The sequence below is a fragment of the Coprobacter secundus subsp. similis genome (genome assembly GCF_015097275.1).
Taxonomy (GTDB): domain Bacteria; phylum Bacteroidota; class Bacteroidia; order Bacteroidales; family Coprobacteraceae; genus Coprobacter; species Coprobacter secundus.
In genome coordinates this window covers 2,102,423-2,128,677 of record NZ_AP023322.1, presented here as the reverse complement: position 1 = coordinate 2,128,677, position 26,255 = coordinate 2,102,423, and the positions used below count along the sequence as shown (strand labels likewise).

Below are 26,255 nucleotides of genomic sequence, written 5' to 3'. Positions count from 1 at the left end.
GATGTTTTTAAACGAAGTTTTTTGAGAAATGTATGAGTTGGCGCACATACATTTCTCAGAGCAGATACCATGCGGTTATATTTCTTGCCTTTTACAGAAAAATAAAAAAATCTTAAATTACAAATTATGATAGCTAACAACCGATTATTTCTATTTTCGATGGTGAAGAGGCTTGTCTGTACAGTTCTGATGTTGTCGATAGTAGCTATATCTTTATTGGCGGCGAATGAACCTCCCCTTCAGACAAAGTTGACGATACGGATAGAAAAACAAACACTAAAAGATGCTGTTAAAAAAATAGAGTCGCAGTCGGAATATTTGTTTTTTTACAATGCAGATGAGATTAATGAAAATACGATAGTTTCTGTAAAAGCAGAGAATGCGACTATTAATAAGGCTCTTGATCTGTTATTGCAGAATACAGGAATTAAATATACTGTAAAAAATCGTCATATTGTTTTGGCAAAAGCAGATGTAAAAGTGAAGCGGAATATGCCGCCTAACTCTTCACAAGGTAAGAAAACGGTTACAGGACGGGTATTGGATATAAATGGAGAACCTCTTTTAGGAGCAACTATAAGTATTAAGGGGTCTAAAAATCGGGTCGTTACTGATATGGATGGTTATTATACAATAACTGTTCCAGAAGAAATTTCCAATCCGGAAATATCCGTAACGTATATTGGTTATGATGAGGTGTCCGAAAAACTTGATGGTCGTTCGGATATGACGATACGTATGAGGGAAAATCAGGAGCTTTTGGGTGAAGTTGTCGTTGTCGGATATGGTACTCAAAAACGAGAATCAGTAACAAGTGCCATATCTATGGTCGGCTCAGAAGATATATCGCGGTCGGCAGCGACGAATACATCAGGTGCTCTGGTTGGTAAAGTTGCAGGTATCAATAGTCGTATGTCTGATGGACGACCGGGGAATTGGACAACATTGAATATTCGCAATATGGGCACACCTCTTTATGTTGTAGATGGGGTGCAAATGGAGGAAGGACAATTTAATAATATAGATTTTAATGATATTGAAAGTATCTCGGTATTGAAGGATGGCTCAGCTTCTATTTATGGTGTACGTGCAGCGAATGGTGTTGTGGTGGTAACGACAAAATCGGGAAGAAGGAATATGCCGAATACAGTTAATATCAATATGTATTATGGTTGGCAACATATATTTCGTTTTCCAAAACCGGCTTCTGCTGAGTCTTACGTAGAAAGTGAAATACAATCTAATACTATACAAGGAACTCAAGGAAAGTTTACAGTAGAAGATCTTACAAAGTGGAAACAAGGAACTGAAAAAGGTTATATTCCTTTTGACTGGTATGATTATGTGTTTGTAACTTCTCCGCAGTGGTATGTCAGTGCCAACACTACGGGGGGATCTGAGAAGATAAATTATTATTTAGCCCTGAGCCATATGAATCAAGATGCAGTCATTCGAAATTATGGCTATTTTGCTCGGACCAATATTCAGGCTAATATAGATGCTAATATAACTCGTAATTTTAAGGTTGGAGCATCTATTAATGGTCGTATACAAGAGACGAAGCATCCGGGGGTTGCGATGGATGATGACTATTGGACCGCAATGTATGCTGTATATGCTAATCTACCGACAGTGCATCCGTATGCCAATGATAATCCGAATTATCCGGCTCAAACATCTTCTGCAGGTTATACGAATTCAGCGTTGATGACGTATGATAAAGGTGGTGTGCATGTTGACCGTTGGAAAGTCTTGCAGACTACATTTAATGCCGAATGGGAGCCCGTAAAGAATTTAAAGATAAAAGGAATATTCAGTTATTATTATTCTAATCGGAGGATGGATAATCAAGAATATAGTTATAAATTATATGACTATAATGAGAAGACCGATTCCTATTCTGTCGTATTGAATTCTACCGGACGGTTCAAAGAAAGAGACATCCGTAATATCGAAGAATTGAATGGACAGATAAATGCCAGTTATAAATTTACAATAGAAGGTCATTCAGTAAATTTGTTCGCTGGAGCTGAAAGTTATAAACGAAACACTCCGGGCTTTTATATACAGTCAAGTCCTACATCAAATGCTTTGACTTTATTTTATCTTGATAATATCAAACAATTTAATGATGAGGGTGATAATACGCAGGCTCGGTTAGGATATGTAGGCCGTATCAATTATGATTATAAATCGAAATATTTACTTGAACTTGCTGCACGTTATGACGGTTCATGGAAATTTCCTAAAGGTCACAGATGGGGTTTTTTCCCCTCGGTTTCAGCAGGATGGAGAGTTTCTGAAGAATCTTTTTGGTCTGAATCGAACTTTAGTGATATTTTTTCAGATTTGAAAGTTCGTGCATCTTATGGTGAAATGGGAGATGACAACGTTTCGGGGTACAATGCTTTTGATTTCTTGGATGGATATAACTATAGTAAAGGAGGTGCTGTTATTGACGGGGAATGGGTTGTCGGGAGTCAAGCGCGGAATTTGGCGGTAACCAATCTTTCATGGATTAAAGCTAAAATTGTCGATGTAGGTCTTGATGTAGGCTTTTTTAATGGGAAATTGACCGGAGCGATAGATTATTTTAGAAGAATGCGTACCGGGTTACCTGCTTCTCGTTATGACAAACTTGTACCATCAGAGGCAGGGTTTAGTTTGCCTTATGAGAATTTGAATTCTGACTTGACAACGGGATTTGACGGCTCTTTAATCTGGCGTGACAAAGTAGGTAAGGTTGAATATTCAATTGGAGGAAATTTCACATTTGCCCGCCAATTAAATTGGCATCAGTATAAACCTCGTTTTGGGAATAGCCTCGAATGGTATGTATATTCTCAACATGAAAGGAATGCAGGATGGAGTTTTACGTATCAGACAGATGGACAATTTCAAAGTTGGGAAGAAATTGCGAATTATCCTATTGATATTGACGGAAAAGGTAATACTACATTACGTCCTGGGGATTTAAAGTATAAAGATAATAATAAAGATGGAATTATAGATGATCAGGATCAACGACCTACTGGATATCAGGGTTATGATTCTTCAACTCCGCCTTACCTGAACTATGCAATAAATGGCTCCTTGGCATATAGGGGCTTTGACTTGTCATTTGATTTTACGGGAAGTGCTTTTGCTACATTCTTTTTTAATTATGAGCAAAGATTTCCGTTCCATGGTGATCGGCCTAATCCTGAATATTATTTGAGTGATCAGTGGCATTTGTCTGATATTACCAATCCTGATAGCGAACTTATTCCCGGTACATTCCCTACGGTGTTAATGGGAAATTCCAATCATTCAAATTATAAAGCAAGTGATTTTTGGATGCGTAATGTGCGGTATTTAAAACTTAGAAATTTAGAGTTTGGATATACTTTCCCAGATAAATGGATGAAAAAAATGCATGTAAAGAAGCTGCGTGTTTATACCTTGATGCAAAATTTATTTTCAATTGATAATGTACATGATAGAGGTATAGATCCGGAAATTTATTCGGCTTCGGCGATTAATTATCCGACCAATAGAGTGATTAATTTTGGTTTGACCTTAACTCTCTAAAATGAATAATGATGAAAACAGTATATAGAATTTTTTTGAGTATAGTTTTGATTGTATCGATTGTTTCATGTTCAGATTTTCTTGACCGGGAATCGGATTCCATATTTACTGATGACCAGATTTTCTCGGATGAAGCTATGATTAAATCAGCTCTTGCTAATTTTTATGGACGTATCAATTGGGGACAAAGTTTTGATAATGAGGGAAACCAATTTGGTATGATAGATGAGGCCTGTTTTGCAAATGGGATAGATAATTCTATTACTTTTGCCGATGATTTGTGGAGAGTTTATCCTTATGAGCTTATACGCAATTTAAATCAGTTTATTCATGGAGTACGTACAACGACTGTATTGGAGCAAGCTGATAGATTAAAAATAGAGGCAGAGGCTCGTTTTATACGAGCTTGGGCCTACTTTAATATGGCTCGTTGTTTAGGTGGAATGCCAATTGTGGGGGATAATGTATTTGAGTATGACCCTAAGGGAGATATTGTTGCTATGCAATTTCCTCGTTCGACAGAGGGCGGAATTTATAATTATGTTATAGATGAGTGCTCTTGGGCAGGAAAATACCTATCGGATAATCCGTCAGAGAATATCAATGCGGCTCGGGCGAATAAATGGGTGGCCTTGTCCTTAAAAGCCCGTGCTGCGATATATGCAGGGTCTTTGGCTAAATATAATAATCAGGTAACTCCACAGATAAAGACCAATGGTCCGGGTGTTGGAATTAGTGCTGATTCTGCAGCATATTATTATAATATAGCGTATGAAACGGCCGATTCTATCATTCGTTCGGGGAAATATCAATTGTATAATAAAGAAAGTGACAAAAGTCACAATTTTTATATGGCAACAGCGTCGAAAAATGATAATCCTGAAGTAATATGGGCCTTGGATTATAAATATCCGGATAAAGTGCAGGATTTTTCAATAAAGAGTTGCCCTAAGATTTTAGCAATGTCTACTACTTATAATCGGGTCACGCCTTTACTCAATTTAGTGGAAGCTTATGAGTATTTAGACAATCGTGATGGTCGGTTAGATGTTGGTACAGAAGAGTCTCCGAGGTTTTTTGATAGCCCGGCAGATTTATTTGACAATAAAGATCCTCGAATGAAAGGAACTATCATTTGTTCAGGTGATGAAATGTTGGGGACTCAAATAGATTTTCAGGCTGGACAATATTATTATAAAGGGAGAAAGTGGGCAACGAGAGAGTCTGCAGTCGGTTCTTTAGACGATCAGGGAGATGTGATTACATCTATTAATGGACCTAAATCATCTTCAAATTGGTTTGATAATCAGACCGGTTTTAGTTTTCGGAAATTTTTAGATGAAGATAAATCTGCCTATGATCCGGCTCATGGGAGTGAAATTTGGTATGTTCGTATTCGTTATGCTGAAATATTACTGATAGCATCAGAGGCAGCATTGGAGTTGGGAAATGATGATAAAGCATTGGAATATATCAATGATGTGCGGGAACGTGCGGGTTTAAATGGTTTGGAATCGATGACTTTGTTAGATATAGAACAGGAGCGTCGGGTAGAATTTGCCTTGGAAAATCAGCGATGGTGGGATTTGAAACGTTGGCGTAGATCTCATATAGTTTGGGATGGAGTCAGTGAGTCGGCTAGGCATTGGGCATTGTTCCCATATAAAGTAAAAGACCCTCGTCGTCCCGAAAATGGAAAGTGGGTGTTTATCCGTGTCAAATCAAATGATATGCCCAATTATCGGACTTTTAAAATGCAAAATTATTATAACTTCTTGGATAATAGTTGGCTTACAAATAATCCTAAATTGATCAGAAATCCATATCAGTAATCAAATAAAAAATAAAAAGATGAATAAGGTAAGTATAATATATAGGGTATTTGGATTCTTATTTCTTATAATAAGCATTCATGGTTGCCAGATAGATAACTATGATGAACCTTCGAGTTTATTAAAGGGCCATGTTGTTTATGAGGGCAAACCTATTGGGGTGAAAGCTACTGGTGGCACGGTACAATTACAGCTTTGGCAATCGGGATATGGTACAGAGACACCTATTGCAGTGAATGTTGCCCAAGATGGCTCATATTCAATTATGCTTTTTGACGGGGAATATCGTTTGGTGGCAAAAGATGGAAATGGTCCTTGGGAAAATCGTCATGATGAGATACATTTTACATTAAAAGGTGGTGCAATATTGGATTATCCTGTGGTGCCTTATTATACGATATCAAATGTCCAGTTTATTCCTAATGATAATAAAACGGAATTGACAGCAAAGTTTACAGTAACTCAAGTTGGAGAAAGTCAGGGTCTTGCATCGGTATTTCTATTAATAGGGAAAACTCGATTTATAGATTTGGCCACGACGGTAAAACAGGCAACCTCTTCTGGTACGACTGGTGAGGTAACATTGACGATAGACCTTTCTGACCTATCAAAGGAGAAAGCTCTTTTTGCCCGGGTTGGTGCAAGAATTAAGAATGTTGATGAGGCTGTTTACTCAACAGAAATATATTCGATTAGGTAATTGATTTTTTATATACTGGCGTGGGAAACCATGCCAGTATATATTGTTTTTGGAGAAGATTTATAGCCATGAATAATACAAATTGTTGAAATATGAAAAATTTATCAGTTATTTTTTGGGGAGTGTTATTGTTTGTCTGTATGTCATGTAGGGATACACAGAGTATTGTTAGAAATAGTTCTATAAAGAATGACTTACGAGCACCGGCATATCCATTGATAATGATAGACCCTTATACTAATGCTTGGATGTTTGGTGATACGCTTTATCAGGATGAAGTAAGGCATTGGACAGGCGAACCGTGTCCGTTGACCGGAGCTTTGCGTGTGGATGGAACGACATATAGATTTATGGGAACTTCGAGAATCTATCCTGATAATAAAAAGTCTGTTTTAACACGGGCAGCCATACAGAAAAGTGTGGATGTGCAGGCTACTCAAACATATTACGAATTTGAATGCGGACCGGTTTCTCTAAAATTGATTTTTACTTCACCATTATTATTGGATAATCTTGAGTTGTTGTCGCGACCGGTAAATTATATAACTTATGAAGTCTCATCTCTTGACAAAGCACCGCGACAAGTGGAAATTTATTTCGAGGCTTCCCCTTTTTGGGCAACGGATTCAGTAACACAACCGGTAACAGTGGAGAGAGTGGAAGAGGATGGAATATTATGTTTAAAAACAGGGACAAAATCTCAGAAAATATTGAAAAAAAGTGGAGATAATGTGAGAATCGATTGGGGGTATTTTTATTTGGCTGTGCAAGAGGAAGACAATGTATCTGTGTGCATAGCACCGGCAGAAAACCTACGAACAACATTTTATAACGAAGGAAGAATTGAGGAAAAGGATATTAATTCACCGGATAATAGAAGTGGGGTTTGCATTAATTTAGGAGAGGTAAGTACTTCATCATCAGGAAAGGTAATGATTGGATATGATGATATTAATTCCATACAGTATTTTGGAACCAATCTTCGTCCTTATTGGAACAGATATGGTGATAAAAATATATTGGATATGATATCCGGAGCAAAGAAAGATTATGAAATGATAATGTCTCGATGCTATCAGTTCGATAACGAGCTGATGAGTACTGCAAGGTCTGTAGGTGGAAAAGAATATGCTGAGTTATGTGCCTTGGCTTATCGTCAGGCGATAGCAGCACATAAGTTAGTAGAGTCTCCTGATGGAGAGTTAATGTTTCTATCAAAAGAAAATTTCAGCAATGGTTCTATTGGGACAGTAGACATTACCTATCCTTCCTCCCCCTTATTCCTTCTATATAATGTGGAGTTAGTCAAGGCCCTTTTAAATCCAATCTTTCATTATAGTGAAAGTGGAAGATGGTCTAAGCCTTTCCCCGCACATGATATAGGTACTTATCCGTTAGCTAATGGTCAGACTTATAATGGAGATATGCCGGTAGAAGAATCTGGAAATATGCTTATTCTCACCTCAGCGGTGTGCTCATTAGAAGGAAAAGCCGATTATGCGTTGCAACACTGGGAAACATTGACTAAGTGGGTACAATATTTAGAGGAAAAAGGTTTAGACCCCGAAGAGCAATTATGTACTGATGACTTTGCTGGACACTTTGCTCATAATACGAATTTGTCGATAAAAGCAATATTGGGTATTGCCAGTTATAGCAGACTGGCGAGACAGTTGGGAGAGGAGAGTCTTTCTGATAGATATCGAAAAGTAGCATTAGAAATGTCAGATAAATGGATTCGAATGTCAGAAGATGGAGACCATTATCGGTTGACATTCGATAAACAGGGAACATGGAGTCAGAAATATAATTTGATTTGGGACAAAATCATGAATATGGGAATTTTTCCAGATTCTGTAGTAGATAAAGAGCTACGATATTATCGGACACGACAAAATCAATATGGGTTACCGTTAGACAATCGAGCCACTTACACAAAGACGGATTGGATTGTATGGACAGCGAGTTTATCATCAGACACGACAACTTTTCGGGAATTTATAAAACCGTTGTATCGATTTATGAACGAAACAGAAGACCGCATTCCGATGTCGGACTGGATTTTTACTGACAAGCCTCATCATAAAGGATTTCGTGCTCGGTCAGTAGTAGGAGGATATTTTATGAAAATGTTAGATGATAAGTTAAGTCAACATCCTTGAATTTTTATTTAAAGAGTTTAACTTTGTATTATCTGTAGATTTGTCCGTTAATAATAATTCTATAAAGTATGAAAAGTGCAAAAAAGAGATTGAAAGCAAAATGTATTTTGAGTGGGGTGTTATCTGCTTTCTTGTGTATAGCTTGTGATAGTGGTGAGAAAATGTCTTTGACGAGTCCTGATAGTAAAGTGGCTGTAAACGTTTATTTAGAAGAAGGAAAGTTGTTTTATGATATTGAATTGGATGATTCTCCTGTCCTTGAAGCGTCCCCGTTAGGGATTATGACAAAGAATAGTAATTTTTCTAAAGATTTGATTTTTGAAGACATTTCAGAATTGAAGGAAGAGAACCAGCAGTATAGTTTACTTCGAGGTAAGAAATCTCAAGTTGTACAATCTTATAGGGAACAAATGTTTAATGTAAAAAATAAGGAAGGTAAACAACTGGGAGTAATATTTCGAGTGAGTAATGATGGAGTTGCCTATGCTTATAATATAAAAGGAAATGGGGAAGAAGAAGTATTATCTGAAAATTCGGGATTTAATTTTCCGGAAAAGACAACTGCATTTATGGCGCCATTGGCAAAAGCCAAGTCTGGGTGGGCTAAGACAAATCCGAGTTATGAAGATCATTATCAGTTAGATATTCCTATAGGAACTCCATCTGATTATGGACAGGGGTGGGTATATCCGGCCTTATTCCGTATAGGAGATGAAGGTTGGGTTTTGATTTCAGAGACAGGGGTTGATTGTAATTATGTAGCAACACATTTAGCTGATGATTCTCAAGGAGGGTTGTATAAAGTGGAGTTTCCCCATGCAGATCATAATTTGCCAGAAGACCCAGCGACAGCTGCAGTTACTTTGCCTTTTACAACACCATGGAGAACAATAACGATAGGAGAGAACCTGAATACTATTGTTGAGTCTACTATGGCTCAAGATTTGGTTACTCCTTATTATAGTCCGAATGGCGATTATAGGTCTGGAAAGGCCAGCTGGAGTTGGTTAGTGTATAATGATGGTCATACGACTTATAAAGATACAAAAGAGTTCATTGATTTAGCAGATAGTTTAGATTTTGAATATTGTCTGATTGATGCTATTTGGGATACACAAATAGGTAGAGATAAAATAGAAGAACTGGCGAAATATGCTGCAGTTAAAAATATAGGACTTATCCTTTGGTACAATTCTAATGGAAATTGGAATGATGCTCCACAGAGTCCTCTGAACCGAATGAATACACGTGATGCCAGAAGAGAGGAATTGGCTTGGATGCAAAAAATTGGAATAAAAGGAATAAAAGTTGATTTCTTTGGGGGAGATAAACAGAGTGGAATGCAACTATATCAGGATATTTTGGAAGATGCAAATGATTTTGGCATTGCTTGTAATTTTCATGGGGCAACTCTTCCCAGAGGGTGGGATCGTATGTTTCCAAATTTTGTGACAGCTGAAGCTGTTATGGGGATGGAATTCTGTAAATTTGATCAGGAAAATGCAGATTGGCAACCAAAACATTGTACGATATTGCCATTTATTCGTAATGTGGTAGCCCCGATGGATTTTACACCGGTCGTTTTAAATCCTACTCTTGGCGAGGTTCCGGGTACAGGGGCCAAGAGAATGACTACTGCTGCTTTTGAATTAGCGTTACCGGTAATACTCTATTCTCCAGTAGAACATTTTGGCATTGTTCCTGACAACTTGAAGCAATTTCCCAAATATGTATGGAATTATTTGTCAAAAGTTCCTTCTACATGGGACGAAACCCTATTGATAGACGGCTATCCTGGAAAAGATGTTATGATGGCCCGTCGTTCGGGGAAAATATGGTATGTTGCTGGGATTAATGGTGAAAAAATAGCAAAAGATTTTTCTTGTCAGTTACCTTTTATTCAAAAAGAAACTATGGCTCAATTGATAACAGACAAGTCAAACACGAATAATGAAACAGAGATAAGGAACATGTCAATTGCAGAAAATGGTGAAATTCAAATTTCTATTCAGCCTTACGGAGGTTTTGTTTTGGTTATAAATACAGATGGAGAAAATTAGTGGTATGAAGAAAATAATTGGGTTGTCTTTTGCTTTGCAATTAATATGTATCTCAATTTATGCAGATGTGAGATTACCGGCCTTGTTTACTGATAATATGGTTTTACAGCAGTGTACGGATGCTCCATTTTGGGGAGAAGCAGCCCCTAATAAGGTGGTTAAAGTTATGGTCGGTTGGGAGGCTCGTGAATATGAGACAAAATCAGATAATAAGGGGTATTGGAATATAAATATACCGACTCCAAAGTTTGGCGGACCTTATTCCATAACTATAAGTGATGGTAAAAAAGTGGTGTTACGGAATGTTATGATTGGGGAAGTCTGGATCTGTTCGGGGCAATCTAATATGGAAATGCCATTGGCTGGTTGGGGAAAAATTCAAAATTATCAAGATGAAATAGCTGCAGCTAATTATCCTGATATGAGACTTTTTCAAGTAAAAAAAGTAATAAGAAATACTCCTCAAAAAGATGTATTTACTGAAAATAATACAGGTTGGCAAGTTTGTTCTTCGAAGACAATCCCTGAGTTTTCTGCTGTTGCATATTTCTTTGGGCGTGATCTATTAAAAAATAGAAAGGTTCCGGTTGGACTTATCCATACATCATGGGGAGGTACTCCGGCTGAGTCATGGGTGAGTGCCGAATCATTGGAAACAATGCCTTATTTTAAGGATTATGTACGGCAATTGAAACAGGTCTCTCAAAATGATTTATCGTTATTTTATATCGGGCAGTTAAAAGAGTGGCAAAGAAAAGTAGAGGAAATAGACTTAGGATACGAAAAGCATTATGCAAAATGGGCATCTCCCGATTTTGATGATGTAAAATGGGAGGATATGCCGGTTCCGGGTTCTTGGGAAAATAGTGTGTTACCTGATTTTGACGGTGTTGTATGGGTGAGAAAAACAATAGAAATACCTTTACGATGGCAAGGAAAAGAACTGACTTTAAGATTAGGGGGCATAGACGATGATGATATAACATTTTTCAATGGAGAAGAAGTCGGTCATAGCGAAGGTTGGAATGTACAGCGAGAATACAATGTTCCGGCAGGTTTGGTAAAAGCGGGAAAAGCCGTTATTGCTGTGCGTATATCGGATATGGCTTTATCTGGAGGTTTTTATGGAGACCCTGTTACTTTACAATTGATGTTGAAAAACAGTGATTCCATATCTTTATCTGGAAACTGGAAATATCAAATCGGGCTTAAACAGTCTGAAATGCCTTTAAAACCAATTTCGCCTGTAGATAATCCAAAGTGTCCAACGACGTTATATAATGCAATGTTGTATCCCTTAGCCCCATTTGCATTCCAAGGAGTGATTTGGTATCAAGGAGAGGCGAATGCATCGATGGCAGAACAATACCGCACACTTTTCCCACTATTGATTGATGATTGGCGGTCTTTATGGAAACGAAATTTTCCATTTTATTTTGTTCAGTTGGCTGCATTCAATCCAGAGAGAACAGAACCGTACGATTCGGAATGGGCAGCTTTGCGTGAAGCTCAGTTAAATACATTACATTGGAATAATACGGGGATGGCAGTTGCAATGGATATAGGAAATGCTAAGGACATTCATCCTAAAAACAAACAGGAAGTGGGTCGACGGTTAGCATTGATTGCAAGAGCCAAAACTTATGGAGAAGATATTCCTTATTCGGGACCCGTATTTAAGGCGTATAGGATTGAAGATGATAAAATAAGGATTTCTTTTTCTCATGTTGAAGGAGGATTAAAAACTCCAAATGGGGAATCATTGAAAGGTTTTGCTATATGTGGTTCAGACCGTTGCTATTATTGGGCAGAAGCTCGTATAGAAGGAAATGAGATTATTGTATTTTCTCCGAAAGTGCCTCGTCCCTATGCTGTTAGGTATGGTTGGGCTGATAATATTTCTTGTAATTTATATAATGGAGCAGGATTGCCTGCTTCACCGTTCAGAACAGATAGCCGATATTGAGAATGAAAAATAAGTGGTTGTGTGTGAATCCAAAAAAGGGGCTGCCTAAAAGTAGCCCCTTACTGTTCCTTACAGTTTAAGGTTCGAAGCTGTAAATTATCCTCATTCCTCGATAGAAAAAGTAATAATCTCAAATTTTGTAAATAGTATTTTTTTGTAGACTTACAAAATATGAGTTAAAAAAACAAGAAGCGGGTCTTTTAAACTGCTTTTTTCATCTGTTATGAGAACAAACATGTCCTTCGTGATGATGGCAACTTTTTCCAGAATCGAAAATAAATCCTGAAAGATACTGTTTTACAACTTCTTTAATATCACCTTTACATCCACGTATAACCTCTATATGATGTGAGTTAAGCATATTTTTTGCTCCCTCTCCCATATTTCCGGCGAGCATAAGAGTGATACCTTTTTCTTCAAGAATAGATGCAATGTCCGATTTGCATCCACAACCTTCAGGTGAAGCAAGATATTCTTTTTCGATTATTTGTTTTTGATCATCAATAGTAAATAATGTGTAGTGGTCACAATGCCCAAAATGGTCATCCACTTGTTCATCTCGAGTAGGAATTGCAATTTTTATCATTTAACTTCTCTTTTTAAAATCAATTGAACTTGATGTTTGTTATGTATACAAAGTTAGAGAAATTATTTTTATTACCTATTGGGGATGCTTTTTTCATTCCTAGCCCCAAAACAGTATTCCCAATATTCTTTAACCCACGTTGAAACGTATAATAAATTTACTGCCTTTCCCTAATTCACTTTCTACAGTCAAGGTTCCATTATGCGCTTCTACAAAATCTTTAGAAATAGATAGACCTAATCCACTACCTTGTACTTTAGTACCAGGTACTCGGAAGTATCGGTCAAAGATACTTTTATGATATCTTGGGTCTATACCTTTTCCGAAATCTTGTACATATATTTCTACTATATTGTTTTCCTGTTTAGCTCCTATAATAACTCTGCTGTTTTCTTTAGAATAACGTATAGCATTACTTAAAAGATTTGTGATAACCCAAGCGATCTTTTCACTATCGACAAATAATTTACTGATTTTTTCAGGGTATTCAACTTCTATTTGGCACCCAAATTTCTCTGCTTGTACGCGGTTGGCATTTATTGCATAATTGATTAGTTCGATAGGCTTAGTGATTTTAGGCATTAATTGTAATTTACCAGCTTCGACTTGCGTCATATTCAATAATTCTCCTGTGATATTTAATAACCGCTCACTATTTTCTTTTATACTCCTTGAAAGTTGTTCTTGCTCTTCATTTAGATTGCCTATACGTTTATCTTCGAAGAGTTGTAGACTCATCATAATAGCAGATATTGGAGTTTTTAGTTCATGGGATATGGTAGAGATAAAAGTTGTCTTGGCCGAATCTAATTCTTTAAACTCTGTAATATTTTTTAATAAAATAACATCTCCAATACTTTTGGCTGAAGATTCTCCTGTTTCTACATAACGAATAGGAATATAGCGCACTTGGAAATAACTTTCTTTATTGTCTGCATATATTTTTAAGGGTTCTTTTTTTTCATCAGGAGATACTAGCTCTCGGATTAGTCTTCTCAACAAATCATTTTTCAGTGCAAGTTCTTCTGCCGATTGGCGTATAACATTTTCTCTTTTTAAATTTAGAATTCCAAGAGCTTCGTCATTTATGAAAAGAATTTCACGATTAGTGTTTAGGCCGATAATGGGTTCATTTATACTATTGACAATAGCTTCAAGATATTTTTTTGTAGATAATATATCTGCTAATGTACTCGATCTGTATTCAGCAAGACGCTCAGCCATTCGATTGAAACTTTCGGCGACGTCATTGAACTCTTCATTTCCTTTTAGATTGAGTCTTTTTTCATAATTTCGGTTGGCTATTTCCATAATTCCATTAGTAAGTTCTTTGATAGGACGTTCGATAGATTTAGGCAGCCAGATTAGTAGCCCTAACCCTACCAATACACAGAATCCTCCGACGATGGAAATCCATATTAATGCTCTTTGTAACCCTGGGCCTGCTGTAGGACTATCAGGATCTGTTGCTGTCAATATCTGTAAGTTTACGACTGATAAGGTTACCAGCAGTATAATCATACCGGCCAGCATTCCGATGCCAAATAATAATTTAGTTTTTATATTCATAAAATGATGTATTAAGCTTATGCTAATATAAGTAAATCTATATTGGCTTGTGCCAGAAAGTGAATAAATTTTTTATAATAGTGAATCTTGATATAAGCTTGAGGTAATTTAAATGCAGGTTGTCCCATGCAAATAGTTGTGATCTGTTTTTCTTTGCAAACCTTTATTATGCTTTCGGTTACGTGAGGTGACTGTACTTGAACTACTTCCCCTCCCAATTCTGTGACCAGTTTAAAATGATTTATTAGATGTCGTTGGCTGGCTAAAGATATTCTGTCTGGGCTTTCTTGGGGAGTTTGTACATAGAGAGCAACGAAAGATGCATTATAACGTGTTGCCAGTCGGGCTGTTTTACGGATGATTTTTCTTGGTGTTTTTTCATTAGAACTGATGCATGCCAAAAATTTTTCATGCCGAACTCCGACATTTGATATTACGACTTCATTTTCGACTTTTTTCTCAACTCGCAAAGCCACCTCTTTTAAGGCTAATTCTCTTAATTGGAGTATGTTTTCCGTTTTGAAGAAATTATTGAGAGCTGTTGCTATCTTTTCTGGTTTGTAAATCTTTCCGGCTTTTAAACGATTTATCAGTTCTTCTGCCGTGAGGTCTATATTAACAACTTCATCTGCTTCCTGTAATACACTGTCAGGTATTCTTTCCTTAACTTCTATTCCAGATATTCCTTGAACCTCTTCATTTAAGCTTTCTATGTGTTGAATATTGACAGCTGATATAACATTGATGCCGGCATCAAGTAATGCCATGACATCTTGCCATCTTTTCTTGTTAGCACTGCCTTCGACATTTGTGTGGGCCAATTCGTCAACAATGACAATTTCTGGATGGATACGTAGGATAGCTTCTAAATCCATTTCTTCCAATTCTTTCCCTTTATAAAAAATCTTTTTCCGGGGAATAATGGGAAGGCCTTCAAGTAGAGCTTCGGTTCCGGCTCTTTTGTGAGTTTCAATGTAACCAATTTGTACATCTACACCATTATCCAATAGATCATGGGCTTCTTGTAGCATACGATAACTTTTCCCTACTCCGGCAATCATTCCGATGTAGATTTTAAATTTTCCACGTCGTGATTTTTTTATCAATTCGAGGAAATGTTGAACGCTTTCTTCATTATTCATTCACTTCGTATTTTAAAGAGATATAACCGACGATGCAAATATATACATCTATCGGTTATTTTTTATTATGAAAGACTATGGTTATGTGATTATTTTATTGTCACACCAAAAACAAAATGTACATCTTCTCTATTTGGATTCCAGATAACTTGAGTATAAATGGGTAATGAGAAATTTTTAGTAATAGGTAATACTTTAGTCGCCTTTAGAGAAACGTTGGTCACTGCGAAACCATCATTTTTATATTGTGCAGATTCCCATGGGCTAAGCCCTACATTGGCGATTAAATCTACCCCTTTAACAGAAAACGGATATCCAAATTCTATATATGTAGAGTATGCTCTTTTTCTATCTAAACCATTAGATTTTAATACATAATCGTTTCCTGCAAACATCGTATACCAAGAGATACTCAGTGGGAACTTTTCAACGGGTAATTGATAGGATAGAGCTCCTTCAAAAATATGGTCGGTACTATTATGGTTGAAATTGAAATAGTTATTTTTTCCATTTTCTCGGTCATTATATATTCCTGATTGTCCTGCCCACCAAAAATCTGCAACAGAAATGGTCAGTCCGGCGATACTGTAGGCTGCGGTAATATCTGCTTCTTTGTGTCCTTGACCTGTAAAGTCGACACTTCCCCATGCTGTAAGAGAAAATCCTTTTACACTTAAACCTAATGTTGGTTGTATGGCAGCTCCTGACTGATACATACCACGCCAGATGTAAGAACTTACTAAATCTCCGGCAACATTGAAATTAACACCTTTGGATTCTTCTTGAGAGAATGTTGTATTTGCTCCAAAAATGGAGAATGCACAAGCTAATGTGATAGATTTAATTATTGTTTTCATTTTTCTGCAATTATTGATTTATTTGCTTCATCAAGAGCCACGTTAAGTTTTAATACATTTATCTTTTCAGTACCAAAAAGGCTAAGAAAAGGTTTTTCAATATGTTTATTTACAATATCTTGAATATCAGATTCGTTCATTCCACGAGCTTTGGCGATACGTTTAATCTGTACATATGCACATTGGCGTGTAATGTTCGGGTCCAATCCGGAACCACTAGCTGTAACCATTTCTGCAGGTACATCCTTCCGATTGAGATATGGATGATGTATGAGGAAGGTATCTATTCGAGCTTCTACTTCAGCCAGGTATTCTTCATTTGTAGGACCTTTATTACTTCCACCTGAACCGTCTGCTGTATAATCGACCGCAGATGGACGTCCCCAGAAATAAATATCTTTTGTAAATTGTTGACCTACATTGGCTGCACCGACAACTTTACCGTTTAATGTAACCAGTTCGGCATTTCCTTTATTAGGTCCTGCTACAAGGGCAAATACCCATAGTATGAGGATATAGCATACTGAAAAGAATAAACAGAATGCAATAGTTATTTTTAATGATTTTAATAGTGTTTTCATTTTTGTTTAATTATTTTTTAGAAAAACAAACCGACAATCATGTCTATTAATTTTATTCCGATAAACGGAGCCAATATTCCACCGAATCCGTAAATCAATAAATTTCGGCGAAGTAAAGCAGATGCTCCAATTGGTTTATATTTTACTCCTTTTAAAGCTAAAGGTATCAGTATCGGAATGATAATAGCATTGAAGATAATAGCTGAAAGAATTGCGCTTTCAGGACTATGTAAGTGCATGATATTCAATGCTGCTAATTCAGGTATAGCTACCATGAATAAAGCGGGGACAATAGCGAAATATTTTGCAACGTCATTTGCGATTGAGAAGGTTGTCAATGTACCTCGGGTCATCAGTAATTGTTTGCCGATTTCAACAATTTCAATCAATTTGGTCGGGTCATTGTCTAAGTCGACCATATTACCTGCTTCTTTGGCAGCTTGAGTTCCACTGTTCATTGCTACACCGACATTTGCTTGAGCAAGAGCTGGAGCATCATTGGTTCCGTCTCCCATCATTGCAACTAATTTACCGGCTTCCTGCTCCCGTCGGATATAATTCATTTTATCTTCAGGTTTAGCTTCTGCAATGAAGTCATCAACACCAGCTTTCTCCGCAATATATTTTGCAGTTAACGGGTTATCACCGGTTACCATAACGGTTTTTACACCCATTTTACGAAGACGTTCGAAACGTTCTTGGATACCTGGTTTGATAATGTCTTGTAACTCTATTACTCCGGCAACTTGTTTGTCTACACAGACAACAAGGGGCGTTCCTCCATTACTTGAAATGGCTTGTACCAATTCTTCAGTTTCTTTCGGAAATTTATTCCCTGCGCTTTCCACTATTTTTCGAATGGCTTCGTATGCACCTTTTCGTATTTCTGTACCATCGGCTAAATCTATTCCACTGCATTTTGTTTCAGCAGAGAATTTTACCATGCGAGCCCCTGTTGTGTCTAAACTTCTCATGTGAAGATTACTTTCATGAGCCAGTTCGATAATTGATTTACCTTCGGGAGTATTATCAGAAACAGAAGATAACATGCAGCAACGGATAAATTCATGGAATTCCATGTCCATAGTTGGTGTACAGTAAAATTTAGTAGCTTTACGGTTACCTATCGTTATCGTTCCTGTTTTATCAAGTAATAAAGTATCTATATCCCCGGCAGTTTCAACAGCTTTTCCTGATTTAGTAATGACATTTGCTCTTAAAGCCCGATCCATACCTGCAATACCGATGGCTGATAAAAGCCCTCCAATTGTTGTAGGTATAAGACAAACAAAGAGAGAAATGAGTGATGCGATTGTTATAACTGTATGGCTGTAATCGGCAAAAGGCTTTAACGTAATACATACAATTATGAAAACTAATGTAAAACCGGCTAATAGTATAGTCAAGGCTATTTCATTTGGCGTTTTTTTACGAGATGCACCTTCGACAAGAGCAATCATTTTATCCAAAAAACTTTCTCCGGGTTGTGTTGTAACCAATACTTTAATTTGGTCGGACAAAACTTTTGTTCCACCGGTAACCGAACTTTTATCTCCGCCTACTTCTCGTATTACTGGTGCGCTTTCTCCTGTAATGGCACTTTCATCTATTGATGCAAGACCTTCTATGATTTCACCGTCAGCAGGAATTACATCACCTGCTTCACAGACGAATATATCACCTTTTCGTAATTGAGAGCTGGTTACAACTTCTATTTTGTCTTTAACTATTCGTTTTGCTGGAGTTTCTTCTCTTGTTTTTCTTAAACTGTCGGCTTGTGCCTTGCCTCGAGCTTCAGCAATAGCTTCAGCAAAATTGGCAAATAGTAGCGTAATGAATAGTATTATAAAAACGGATAGATTATATCCGAATGAGCCTTGTGAAGCATCGAAGAGTGAATAACCTGTGACCAATAACATGATTACTGTAGAGACCTCAACAGTAAACATGATGGGGTTTTTGATCATTACTTTCGGGTTCAGCTTGACAAAAGATTGTTTTAGGCTTTCTATAACTTGCTCCTTTGGAAATAAAGAAGCTGATGTATTTTCTTTCATATCTTTTTTTCTATTATAAACTAAAATGTTCAGCAATAGTACTTAGAGCATGTACCGGGAAGAATGATAAAGCAGCAATGATGAAAATAACAGCAAATGTCATTACACCGAATGTTACAGTATCTGTTTTTAATGTTCCGGCGCTTTCGGGTATAAATTTTTTCTCTGCGAGTAGACCAGCAATTGCTACCTGTCCGACAATAGGTATAAACCGACTAAGTATAAGTACAAGACCACAGGTATAGTTCCAGAACCAAGTATTATCACCTAATCCTTCAAATCCTGAGCCATTATTGGCAGCACAAGAGGTGTATTCGTATAACATTTCACTGAGGCCATGGAATCCTGGATTGTTTAGCCATCCACCTTCACTTTCGACGAATTCTGGATTATGAGCGTATAAATAGCTTGAAAGAGCTGTTCCTACTAAGATGACAAATGGATGGAGAAGAGCTACAATCGTAGCAATTTTCATTTCACGGGCTTCAACCTTTTTCCCTAAAAATTCAGGTGTTCGTCCTACCATTAAACCACTAATAAATACTGCAATGATAATGAATGTGTAATAATTCATCCAACCTACACCTACACCTCCAAACCATGTATTGATTTGCATGTTGAGCATTTCCATCATACCGGAAAGAGGCATCGTACTGTCATGCATACCATTTACAGAACCATTGGAAGTGACAGTGGTTACGATACTCCACAAAGCTGTACCTCCTGAACCGATTCGAATCTCTTTACCTTCCATTGCACCGTTTTCTTGAGCAATGCCCATGTCGTCGATTCGCGGGTTACCATTCATTTCCTGATAAGTATTAATCCCGACTCCGACAAGAAATGCGAATAACATAACTCCGTAAATGCTGTAAGCCAATTTTTTCCTTTTTAGATAAAATCCGAATGCCAAAACCATAGCCATTGGGATGATAAGGATAGACCAGCATTCCACCATATTGGTGAGATAAGTGGGATTTTCTAATGGATGAGAAGAGTTTACACCAAAATATCCACCACCATTTGTCCCTAATTGCTTAATAGGTACGATTGCTGCTGTAGGACCTTGGGATACAGTTTGTTCACCACCCTCTAAGGTCGGTATTGTCATTTTACCATCAAATCCCATTGGAGTTCCTTGTACGATAAGGATAAATCCGACGATAAGAGACAGAGGTAATAATATACGAGTACAGCTTCTTACTAAGAAATACCAGAAGTTCCCGATAGTCCGAGTTGTTTTAAGAGAGATGGATTTCATGATTCCCGCCATAGCTGCCATACCTGTCGCAGCTGTTATAAACTGGAAGAGCATGATGACAAAAAGTTGTGTAAAATAAGTCAATCCACTTTCTCCACTGTAATGTTGTAGGTTACAGTTTACCATGAAGCTGATACATGTATTAAATGCTTGGTCGGGAGTCTGTGGCCCATTACCATCCGGATTGAGAGGTAGTAGATGTTGGATGACCAATAACACCATTCCCCAAAGGAACCAGAATGCATTTAATATTAAAAGTGTCTTCAAGAATTTTTTCCATCCCATTTCTTCTTTGGGATCGATACCGCAAATTTTGTAAATAAAATTTTCAATCGAGGTCATGAAGTCAGACCAGCATTTTTCCCCTTTATAAACTTTAGCAATATATTTTCCTAGTGGATAGCTGAGTACCACCAACAGGATAATTTGAATTGCAATTCCTAATATTTCAGTATTCATTGTTTAGTTTGTCTTAATGAATTTTTAAAACTTTTCCGGTTTGATAAGTACATACATCATATAACCGAAAATGATTAACCCAATTATAAATAGTGCTGTGTACATTGTTACCTCCTTTTTTTAGATTTTCTCAAACCAGTCGACACATTTGTAAAAGAGCCAGAAACAGGCAAACCCGCTTAGCAGGCAAAAAATAAAGTTTAGTGTAATTTCCATTTCTTATTATTTTTAATTAATTAAAATATTTACGCGGGCTTTTATGCCAAAAATATGCCAAAGATGAGTGTGATATTGTAATATTTTGTTTATCAGTTGTATATGAAAAAAGGTTGCAACAGTATCACTGTTGCAACCTTTTCATTTTGGTAAAGTCTTGTTCTATTATGACAATATTTTGTATTCTTCTATTTTTCGATATAAAGTAGTTAAGCCGATTTTCAGCAATCTGGCAGTTTCGGTTTTGTTTCCTTTAGTATATTCTAATACTCGACTGATATGGCGCTTTTCCATTGCTGCAAGTTCAAAATCGGAGAACGTTTGCCCGTCATTTTGTTCATAATGGTTATTCTGAATTTCGAGAGGCAAGTCTTCTATGTCCAAAGAATTGCCGTTACAAACAATGAGGCTTCGTTCTATTGTGTTTCTAAGTTCTCTGATATTTCCCTTCCATGGTTGTTGTTTCAGTGCGTTGAGAAAATCTGGCTTTATTTCTTGTATGTTGCAAGATAGTTTTTTCGAAAAATTGTGGATAAAAGCTTCGGTCAGGAGTGGTATATCTTCTTTGCGATCACGCAGTGGCGGAAGATGTATTTGAAAAACAGATAATCGGTAGAACAAATCTTCTCTGAAATGATTTTCAGAAATTTCTGTTTTTAGATTTCGATTTGTTGCTGCTATAATACGTACATTGACTTTGGTTGGTTTTGTTTCTCCTATTTTTATATATTCTCCAGTTTCGAGTATTCTTAATAACTTAGCTTGTAGTTCGAAAGCCATTTCTCCTATTTCGTCTAAGAATATAGTCCCATTATCAGCTTCTTCGAATAATCCTTTTTTGTCTTTTAGTGCTCCGGTAAAAGACCCGGCTTTATGTCCGAACATTTCACTTTCAAGTAATTCTTTGCTGAATGAAGAGCAGTTAACTGCAACGAAATTCTTTTTTGCTCGCTTGCTATTCTGATGGATAGCTTGAGCAAATACCTCTTTTCCTGTGCCGGTTTCCCCTGTTAGCAATACGGGAACATCTGTGGATGCAACTTTTTGTGCTAAAGCAATAGCTTCTTTGATAGCCCGGGATTTTCCTAATATGGAGTCGAATGTGTATTTTTCTCCCGTACGTTTTTCTGAATTATGGCCTTGTTTGTTTAATAAGACTTTTTCAGTGGCCTTTGAGAGTAATGGAATGATTCTATTGTTATCGTCACCTTTGGTTATATAGTCGAATGCGCCGTTTTTAATGGCTTGCACTCCATCGGGAATATTACCGTGTGCTGTTAATAGTATAACTTCTGAGGTTGGAGAATTTTTCTTTATGATAGAAACTAAATCTACCCCGTTTCCGTCAGGCAAGAAAACATCACAAAGAATTACTTCGGGAGAGTGTAATTCTAATTGTTTTAGCCCAGATTTACAATCAGCAGCTTGGATAACTTCATATCCTTCGAGAGCAATTATACGCGACAATAATTGCCGGATCTGGTTTTCATCATCGATAATTAAAATTTTGCTCATCTGTTTTGATAAATGTAAAAATATTGAAACAGTATGATGCAAAAGTAAGCTTTTCCTTTAAATTTTAAAGAAAGTAATCGATATCTTTATCTCTGTTGGAGTGGATATTTTTGTTAATTTAATGATTTTTAATGAGATGTGATTATGCCTGAGGTTGTTCTATATAATGCTCTTTCATTACCATTTTTTTCCATTCAGGGTTTCTTTGTATATATTTGGCAACAAAAGGGCATAATGGGATAAGTCTTAAATTTTGTTTTTCAATATCTTGTAATGCTTTTTTTACTAACTGTGAGCCTACTCCTCTTCTTTCGAGAGCATAGGGGACTTCTGTATGAGTAAGATATATTTCTCCATTATTTGTCTTTATATATTCTATGCGGGGAACCAACCCTTCAATATGGAATTCATATTGATGTTTCTCTGTGTTGTCAGTCAATCCGTAGTCTTCGTTCATAATAATGAGTTTTAAAATAATCTTTTCTTATAATTTCAACATCTATTCAAAGGTTTTTGTTTAGAAAAAGTGTGAAGTTATTTAGAAGAAATGATGTAAAGTATGAGAAGACGTTTCCGGTATTATAATTTTTCGAGAGGCAATTATATTCAAGGGGGTGAATTCAAAACTCAATTTTTGAAAATAAGAACTTTCAATTTGAAATTTGAGTATTTTAAAAGACAAAAAATGGTCGTATCAATCTCCATTTTGAGGAATAATGATACGGCCATTTTTAGGTATTATAGTTACACTCTATAACTTTTCGGATTGTTCATTTTAGTTTTGACACACCTTCTTGAACGGATTCGCATAAATTAAAATTTGTAAGCAATGCCCCAAGAGAGCTGGTCCGTAATACCAAAATGAAACGTGTTGGCGCCATTAATTTCTCCATATCCAAGATACCCGATTCCTAAGTTGGTAGAAAGATGTTCGGTTAGTTCATATATAAGTTTAGGCTGTAACCCTACGGCCCAGTTCTCATCTCCAAAAATTATTTCTGCTTTTAAGGATGGAGCAAAGTAAAGTTTAGATATTATTGGAAGATAATAGCTGGCACCTACGCTGATTCCGAAATGACAATCGTCATTACCAGATAGGGATATGCCTGCCTCTATAGCCCAATGTTCACTAAGAAAAATATTTACTTCAGGAGCTATTTTGTAAGAGTTTATTCCTTCAATATTTGTGTAACTTACTTCACCTTCCAATTCGATATCTCCTTTTTTGTATTGGGCATTTGCACTCATTGCAATAATGCTCAGTAATAAGCATAGTAATGTAATCTTTTTCATTTTTTTGATTTTGATAAATATTTGGATTTATTTTCGGAGTGCAAAGTTAAGAAAAAACTTTTTCCGTTATACTCGAAAATTGTATGGAGTTTTTGGCCTTTATTTGTATTGGATTCTTTTGTAAAATATTTAATTGTTAGTGTAAATAAAGCGAGGATATCCTTTTTGAGATATCCTCGTTTTATTTTCCGATGTTTAAGGAAATGATATTGATGATATTACTGAAATCCGTTAGTTGCAACTTCCTTATTTATTTTTTTGACTAGCCCCTGTAGTACGTTTCCAGGACCGATTTCAGTGAATGAATTGGCACCGTCGGCAATCATATTCAATACCGATTGAGTCCAACGTACAGGAGATGTTAGTTGAGCAACAAGATTTTCTTTAATAATATCAGGATTGGTTTCTGCTTTAGCATTTACATTTTGATAAACAGGGCATTTCGGTGCAAAGAATTGTGTTTTTTTGATAGCTTCGGCTAATTCTGTACGTGCAGGTTCCATAATAGGAGAATGGAATGCCCCGCCAACCTTAAGTTTTAGTGCACGTTTTGCTCCTGCTGCCAGCATTTTTTCACAAGCTTGATCGATACCGGTTTCACTTCCTGAAATAACGATTTGCCCTGGACAATTATAGTTGGCAGGAACGACGATTTCATCTTTTATGGAATTACAAATTTCTTCTACTTTTTCATCAGGTAATGCTAAAACAGCAGCCATGGTTGATGGTGTTTTTTCACAAGCTTTCTGCATAGCCATAGCACGAGCTGACACTAAACGTACACCGTCTTCAAATGATAAAGCTCCGGCTGCAACTAGTGCAGAGAATTCTCCCAGAGAATGGCCAGCAACCATATCTGGGCAGAAGTCAATACCCATTGTTTTTGCTAATATTACAGAATGTAGGAAGATGGCAGGTTGTGTAACCTTGGTTTGACGAAGGTCTTCATCTGTACCTTCAAACATTAAATCAGTAATACGGAAACCCAATATTTCGTTTGCTTTTTCAAACATTTCTTTCGCTTCTGGATGGTTTTCGTAAAGGTCTTTACCCATTCCTACAAATTGCGCTCCTTGTCCGGGAAATACAAATGCTTTCATATAAATCTATTTTTATTAAGTATTGTTGCATAAAAACGGCTACAAAGTTAATCTTTTTCAGAGGAAAAAGCAGTTTATTGCCAACAATATTTCTTACATTTGTAAACTGTTATAGTTTTGTTATTAATTAAAATAAGAAGAATAGTATGAAAACCCTTTTGTTTTTAAATCTGGGAACTGGAGAAATCATCATTATCGCTTTTGCAATTTTATTGCTTTTTGGAGGTAAGAAGATTCCTGAATTGATGAAAGGTTTAGGTAAAGGTATTAGAAGCTTTAAAGACGGCATGAAAGATGTTGAAAATCAAATTGATAAGGCCGTTAATGAACCTGACGAGAAAGAAAAATAATTTTTTTGTATATATGTTTATAGGCGTAGTTATTAAACTACGCCTTGTTCTTGTATTCTTATTTGATCGTTTTGCTTATGGTTGAGATGAACTTTTGGGATCATGTAGAGGCTTTACGTAAAGTCCTTTTCAGGTCTTTACTTGTTGTAGCTTTATTAGCAGGGTTATTTTTTTGTTTTATGACTGATATATTTGATCAAATTATATTGGCTCCTTGCTTTTCAGACTTTATATTATATCGTTTTATATGTAATTTGAGTCATTATATATCAGTATTACCTGATTTTTGTAATTCCGAGTTTCATGTCAATTTGATAAATATTCAGTTAGCTTCCCAGTTTTTTATTCATATGAGTACTTCTTTTTGGCTGGGATTGGTATTTGCGTTTCCATTTGTAATTTATCAGTTGTGGACATTCATTAGTCCGGCTCTTTATGAAAAAGAAAAGCAGAATGCCCGGTTTGCTTTTTTAGTAGGAAATGTCATGTTTTTTATTGGTGTTGCAGTCGGGTATTTTTTGGTATTTCCATTGACTTTACGTTTTTTAGCAGGATATCAGATCAGTACTATAATACCAAATCAGATTTCTCTTGATTCGTATATGGGTAATTTCCTTACTATGATTTTTATTATGGGGGTAGTTTTTGAATTACCTTTATTATCGTGGATATTATCTAACATAGGGCTTTTGACTCGGTCATTTTTTAAAAGATATAGGAGATATGCTATAGTGGGACTATTAGTGCTGTCAGCAGTTATAACTCCATCAGGAGACCCTTTTACATTAATGGTTGTTTTCTTACCTATATATATGTTATATGAGATTAGTGCCTTATTTGTGAAAAAGGAACTACCTGAAGAAGACGATAATGATGATGATATAGAAGCAGAAATAGAAGAAGGAAAAGTTTAAATATTGTTAATTCGATGATTTTTTTATAGAAAAATATATGTTGTATAGCATAAATAATATATATT

The 26,255-nt window shown here is 36.4% G+C and carries 20 protein-coding genes; 8 read left to right on the top strand and 12 right to left on the bottom strand.

Going from position 1 to position 26,255, the window contains the following annotated elements:
• The first annotated feature begins 126 nt into the window (after positions 1-126).
• The 6 genes from Cop2CBH44_RS08375 (at position 127) to Cop2CBH44_RS08350 (ending at position 12,290) form a co-directional block, all read left to right on the top strand.
• Positions 127-3,570 carry a TonB-dependent receptor gene (locus tag Cop2CBH44_RS08375; protein WP_246469101.1) on the top strand — a complete coding sequence of 1,148 codons (3,444 nt, stop codon included), beginning with the start codon at positions 127-129 and terminating at the stop codon, positions 3,568-3,570.
• A gap of 8 nt (positions 3,571-3,578) precedes the next feature.
• Positions 3,579-5,402 carry a RagB/SusD family nutrient uptake outer membrane protein gene (locus tag Cop2CBH44_RS08370; RefSeq protein ID WP_246469100.1) on the top strand — a complete coding sequence of 608 codons (1,824 nt, stop codon included), beginning with the start codon at positions 3,579-3,581 and terminating at the stop codon, positions 5,400-5,402.
• Between the two features lie 19 nt (positions 5,403-5,421).
• Complete coding sequence (locus Cop2CBH44_RS08365) at positions 5,422-6,102, top strand: DUF3823 domain-containing protein (protein ID WP_021931939.1); 681 nt, start codon at positions 5,422-5,424, stop codon at positions 6,100-6,102.
• 92 nt (positions 6,103-6,194) lie between these two features.
• Positions 6,195-8,264, top strand: a complete 2,070-nt coding sequence (locus Cop2CBH44_RS08360) for a glutaminase family protein (RefSeq protein ID WP_200754640.1) — start codon at positions 6,195-6,197, stop codon at positions 8,262-8,264.
• Between the two features lie 68 nt (positions 8,265-8,332).
• Positions 8,333-10,324 carry a glycoside hydrolase family 97 protein gene (locus Cop2CBH44_RS08355; protein ID WP_200754639.1) on the top strand — a complete coding sequence of 664 codons (1,992 nt, stop codon included), beginning with the start codon at positions 8,333-8,335 and terminating at the stop codon, positions 10,322-10,324.
• Positions 10,325-10,328: 4 nt separating this feature from the next.
• Positions 10,329-12,290 (top strand): sialate O-acetylesterase, encoded by a 1,962-nt coding sequence (locus Cop2CBH44_RS08350; protein ID WP_246469099.1) that lies wholly within the window; start codon positions 10,329-10,331, stop codon positions 12,288-12,290.
• Positions 12,291-12,504: 214 nt separating this feature from the next.
• Here the strand turns inward: Cop2CBH44_RS08350 and Cop2CBH44_RS08345 are convergent, their stop codons facing one another.
• The 12 genes from Cop2CBH44_RS08345 to fabD all read right to left on the bottom strand — a co-directional run bounded on the left by Cop2CBH44_RS08345 (position 12,505) and on the right by fabD (position 24,926).
• Positions 12,505-12,876, bottom strand: a complete 372-nt coding sequence (locus tag Cop2CBH44_RS08345) for a NifB/NifX family molybdenum-iron cluster-binding protein (RefSeq protein ID WP_333558659.1) — start codon at positions 12,874-12,876, stop codon at positions 12,505-12,507.
• Between the two features lie 129 nt (positions 12,877-13,005).
• The gene (locus Cop2CBH44_RS08340; protein ID WP_200754637.1) at positions 13,006-14,445 is read right to left on the bottom strand and encodes an ATP-binding protein; all 1,440 of its coding nucleotides are present in this window, start codon (positions 14,443-14,445) and stop codon (positions 13,006-13,008) included.
• A gap of 17 nt (positions 14,446-14,462) precedes the next feature.
• Positions 14,463-15,587: an osmosensitive K+ channel His kinase sensor domain protein gene (locus Cop2CBH44_RS08335; RefSeq protein ID WP_021931945.1), complete on the bottom strand. Its 1,125-nt coding sequence runs from the start codon at positions 15,585-15,587 to the stop codon at positions 14,463-14,465.
• An 89-nt stretch (positions 15,588-15,676) separates the two neighbouring features.
• Complete coding sequence (locus Cop2CBH44_RS08330) at positions 15,677-16,444, bottom strand: TorF family putative porin (protein WP_021931946.1); 768 nt, start codon at positions 16,442-16,444, stop codon at positions 15,677-15,679.
• Entirely contained in the window at positions 16,441-17,025 is a 585-nt protein-coding gene (locus tag Cop2CBH44_RS08325) for a K(+)-transporting ATPase subunit C (RefSeq protein WP_021931947.1), read from the bottom strand. Before Cop2CBH44_RS08325 ends, Cop2CBH44_RS08330 begins: the two co-directional genes overlap by 4 nt.
• 17 nt (positions 17,026-17,042) lie before the next feature.
• Positions 17,043-19,082 (bottom strand): potassium-transporting ATPase subunit KdpB, encoded by a 2,040-nt coding sequence (gene kdpB / locus Cop2CBH44_RS08320; protein WP_200754636.1) that lies wholly within the window; start codon positions 19,080-19,082, stop codon positions 17,043-17,045.
• A gap of 13 nt (positions 19,083-19,095) precedes the next feature.
• A complete protein-coding gene (kdpA, locus tag Cop2CBH44_RS08315) occupies positions 19,096-20,802 on the bottom strand; it encodes a potassium-transporting ATPase subunit KdpA (RefSeq protein ID WP_200754635.1) in 1,707 nt (568 codons plus the stop codon).
• A 24-nt stretch (positions 20,803-20,826) separates the two neighbouring features.
• Positions 20,827-20,907 carry a potassium-transporting ATPase subunit F gene (locus Cop2CBH44_RS08310; protein ID WP_074024076.1) on the bottom strand — a complete coding sequence of 27 codons (81 nt, stop codon included), beginning with the start codon at positions 20,905-20,907 and terminating at the stop codon, positions 20,827-20,829.
• 276 nt (positions 20,908-21,183) lie between these two features.
• The gene (locus Cop2CBH44_RS08305; RefSeq protein WP_200754634.1) at positions 21,184-22,533 is read right to left on the bottom strand and encodes a sigma-54-dependent transcriptional regulator; all 1,350 of its coding nucleotides are present in this window, start codon (positions 22,531-22,533) and stop codon (positions 21,184-21,186) included.
• Between the two features lie 142 nt (positions 22,534-22,675).
• Positions 22,676-22,990, bottom strand: a complete 315-nt coding sequence (locus Cop2CBH44_RS08300; protein ID WP_021931951.1) for a GNAT family N-acetyltransferase — start codon at positions 22,988-22,990, stop codon at positions 22,676-22,678.
• Between the two features lie 356 nt (positions 22,991-23,346).
• Positions 23,347-23,826 (bottom strand): porin family protein, encoded by a 480-nt coding sequence (locus Cop2CBH44_RS08295; protein WP_021931952.1) that lies wholly within the window; start codon positions 23,824-23,826, stop codon positions 23,347-23,349.
• 218 nt (positions 23,827-24,044) lie between these two features.
• Positions 24,045-24,926 carry an ACP S-malonyltransferase gene (gene fabD / locus Cop2CBH44_RS08290; protein WP_021931953.1) on the bottom strand — a complete coding sequence of 294 codons (882 nt, stop codon included), beginning with the start codon at positions 24,924-24,926 and terminating at the stop codon, positions 24,045-24,047.
• Between the two features lie 146 nt (positions 24,927-25,072).
• On the opposite strand from fabD, the gene tatA reads away from it, so the two are divergent.
• Together tatA and tatC are read left to right on the top strand one after the other, a co-directional pair.
• On the top strand, positions 25,073-25,276 hold the full coding sequence (gene tatA, locus Cop2CBH44_RS08285) for a twin-arginine translocase TatA/TatE family subunit (protein ID WP_021931954.1): 204 nt from the start codon (positions 25,073-25,075) through the stop codon (positions 25,274-25,276).
• Positions 25,277-25,353: 77 nt separating this feature from the next.
• Entirely contained in the window at positions 25,354-26,190 is an 837-nt protein-coding gene (gene tatC, locus Cop2CBH44_RS08280; RefSeq protein ID WP_200754633.1) for a twin-arginine translocase subunit TatC, read from the top strand.
• Positions 26,191-26,255 lie beyond the last annotated feature (65 nt).

What these genes read in the sequence shown, in the direction of transcription:
- Cop2CBH44_RS08375 (WP_246469101.1), top strand. Translation starts at nt 127, where the DNA reads ATGATAGCTAACAACCGATTATTTCTATTTTCGATGGTGAAGAGGCTT.
- Cop2CBH44_RS08370 (WP_246469100.1), top strand. Translation starts at nt 3,579, where the DNA reads ATGATGAAAACAGTATATAGAATTTTTTTGAGTATAGTTTTGATTGTA.
- Cop2CBH44_RS08365 (WP_021931939.1), top strand. Translation starts at nt 5,422, where the DNA reads ATGAATAAGGTAAGTATAATATATAGGGTATTTGGATTCTTATTTCTT.
- Cop2CBH44_RS08360 (WP_200754640.1), top strand. Translation starts at nt 6,195, where the DNA reads ATGAAAAATTTATCAGTTATTTTTTGGGGAGTGTTATTGTTTGTCTGT.
- Cop2CBH44_RS08355 (WP_200754639.1), top strand. Translation starts at nt 8,333, where the DNA reads ATGAAAAGTGCAAAAAAGAGATTGAAAGCAAAATGTATTTTGAGTGGG.
- Cop2CBH44_RS08350 (WP_246469099.1), top strand. Translation starts at nt 10,329, where the DNA reads ATGAAGAAAATAATTGGGTTGTCTTTTGCTTTGCAATTAATATGTATC.
- Cop2CBH44_RS08345 (WP_333558659.1), bottom strand. Translation starts at nt 12,876, where the DNA reads ATGATAAAAATTGCAATTCCTACTCGAGATGAACAAGTGGATGACCAT.
- Cop2CBH44_RS08340 (WP_200754637.1), bottom strand. Translation starts at nt 14,445, where the DNA reads ATGAATATAAAAACTAAATTATTATTTGGCATCGGAATGCTGGCCGGT.
- Cop2CBH44_RS08335 (WP_021931945.1), bottom strand. Translation starts at nt 15,587, where the DNA reads ATGAATAATGAAGAAAGCGTTCAACATTTCCTCGAATTGATAAAAAAA.
- Cop2CBH44_RS08330 (WP_021931946.1), bottom strand. Translation starts at nt 16,444, where the DNA reads ATGAAAACAATAATTAAATCTATCACATTAGCTTGTGCATTCTCCATT.
- Cop2CBH44_RS08325 (WP_021931947.1), bottom strand. Translation starts at nt 17,025, where the DNA reads ATGAAAACACTATTAAAATCATTAAAAATAACTATTGCATTCTGTTTA.
- kdpB (WP_200754636.1), bottom strand. Translation starts at nt 19,082, where the DNA reads ATGAAAGAAAATACATCAGCTTCTTTATTTCCAAAGGAGCAAGTTATA.
- kdpA (WP_200754635.1), bottom strand. Translation starts at nt 20,802, where the DNA reads ATGAATACTGAAATATTAGGAATTGCAATTCAAATTATCCTGTTGGTG.
- Cop2CBH44_RS08310 (WP_074024076.1), bottom strand. Translation starts at nt 20,907, where the DNA reads ATGTACACAGCACTATTTATAATTGGGTTAATCATTTTCGGTTATATG.
- Cop2CBH44_RS08305 (WP_200754634.1), bottom strand. Translation starts at nt 22,533, where the DNA reads ATGAGCAAAATTTTAATTATCGATGATGAAAACCAGATCCGGCAATTA.
- Cop2CBH44_RS08300 (WP_021931951.1), bottom strand. Translation starts at nt 22,990, where the DNA reads ATGAACGAAGACTACGGATTGACTGACAACACAGAGAAACATCAATAT.
- Cop2CBH44_RS08295 (WP_021931952.1), bottom strand. Translation starts at nt 23,826, where the DNA reads ATGAAAAAGATTACATTACTATGCTTATTACTGAGCATTATTGCAATG.
- fabD (WP_021931953.1), bottom strand. Translation starts at nt 24,926, where the DNA reads ATGAAAGCATTTGTATTTCCCGGACAAGGAGCGCAATTTGTAGGAATG.
- tatA (WP_021931954.1), top strand. Translation starts at nt 25,073, where the DNA reads ATGAAAACCCTTTTGTTTTTAAATCTGGGAACTGGAGAAATCATCATT.
- tatC (WP_200754633.1), top strand. Translation starts at nt 25,354, where the DNA reads ATGGTTGAGATGAACTTTTGGGATCATGTAGAGGCTTTACGTAAAGTC.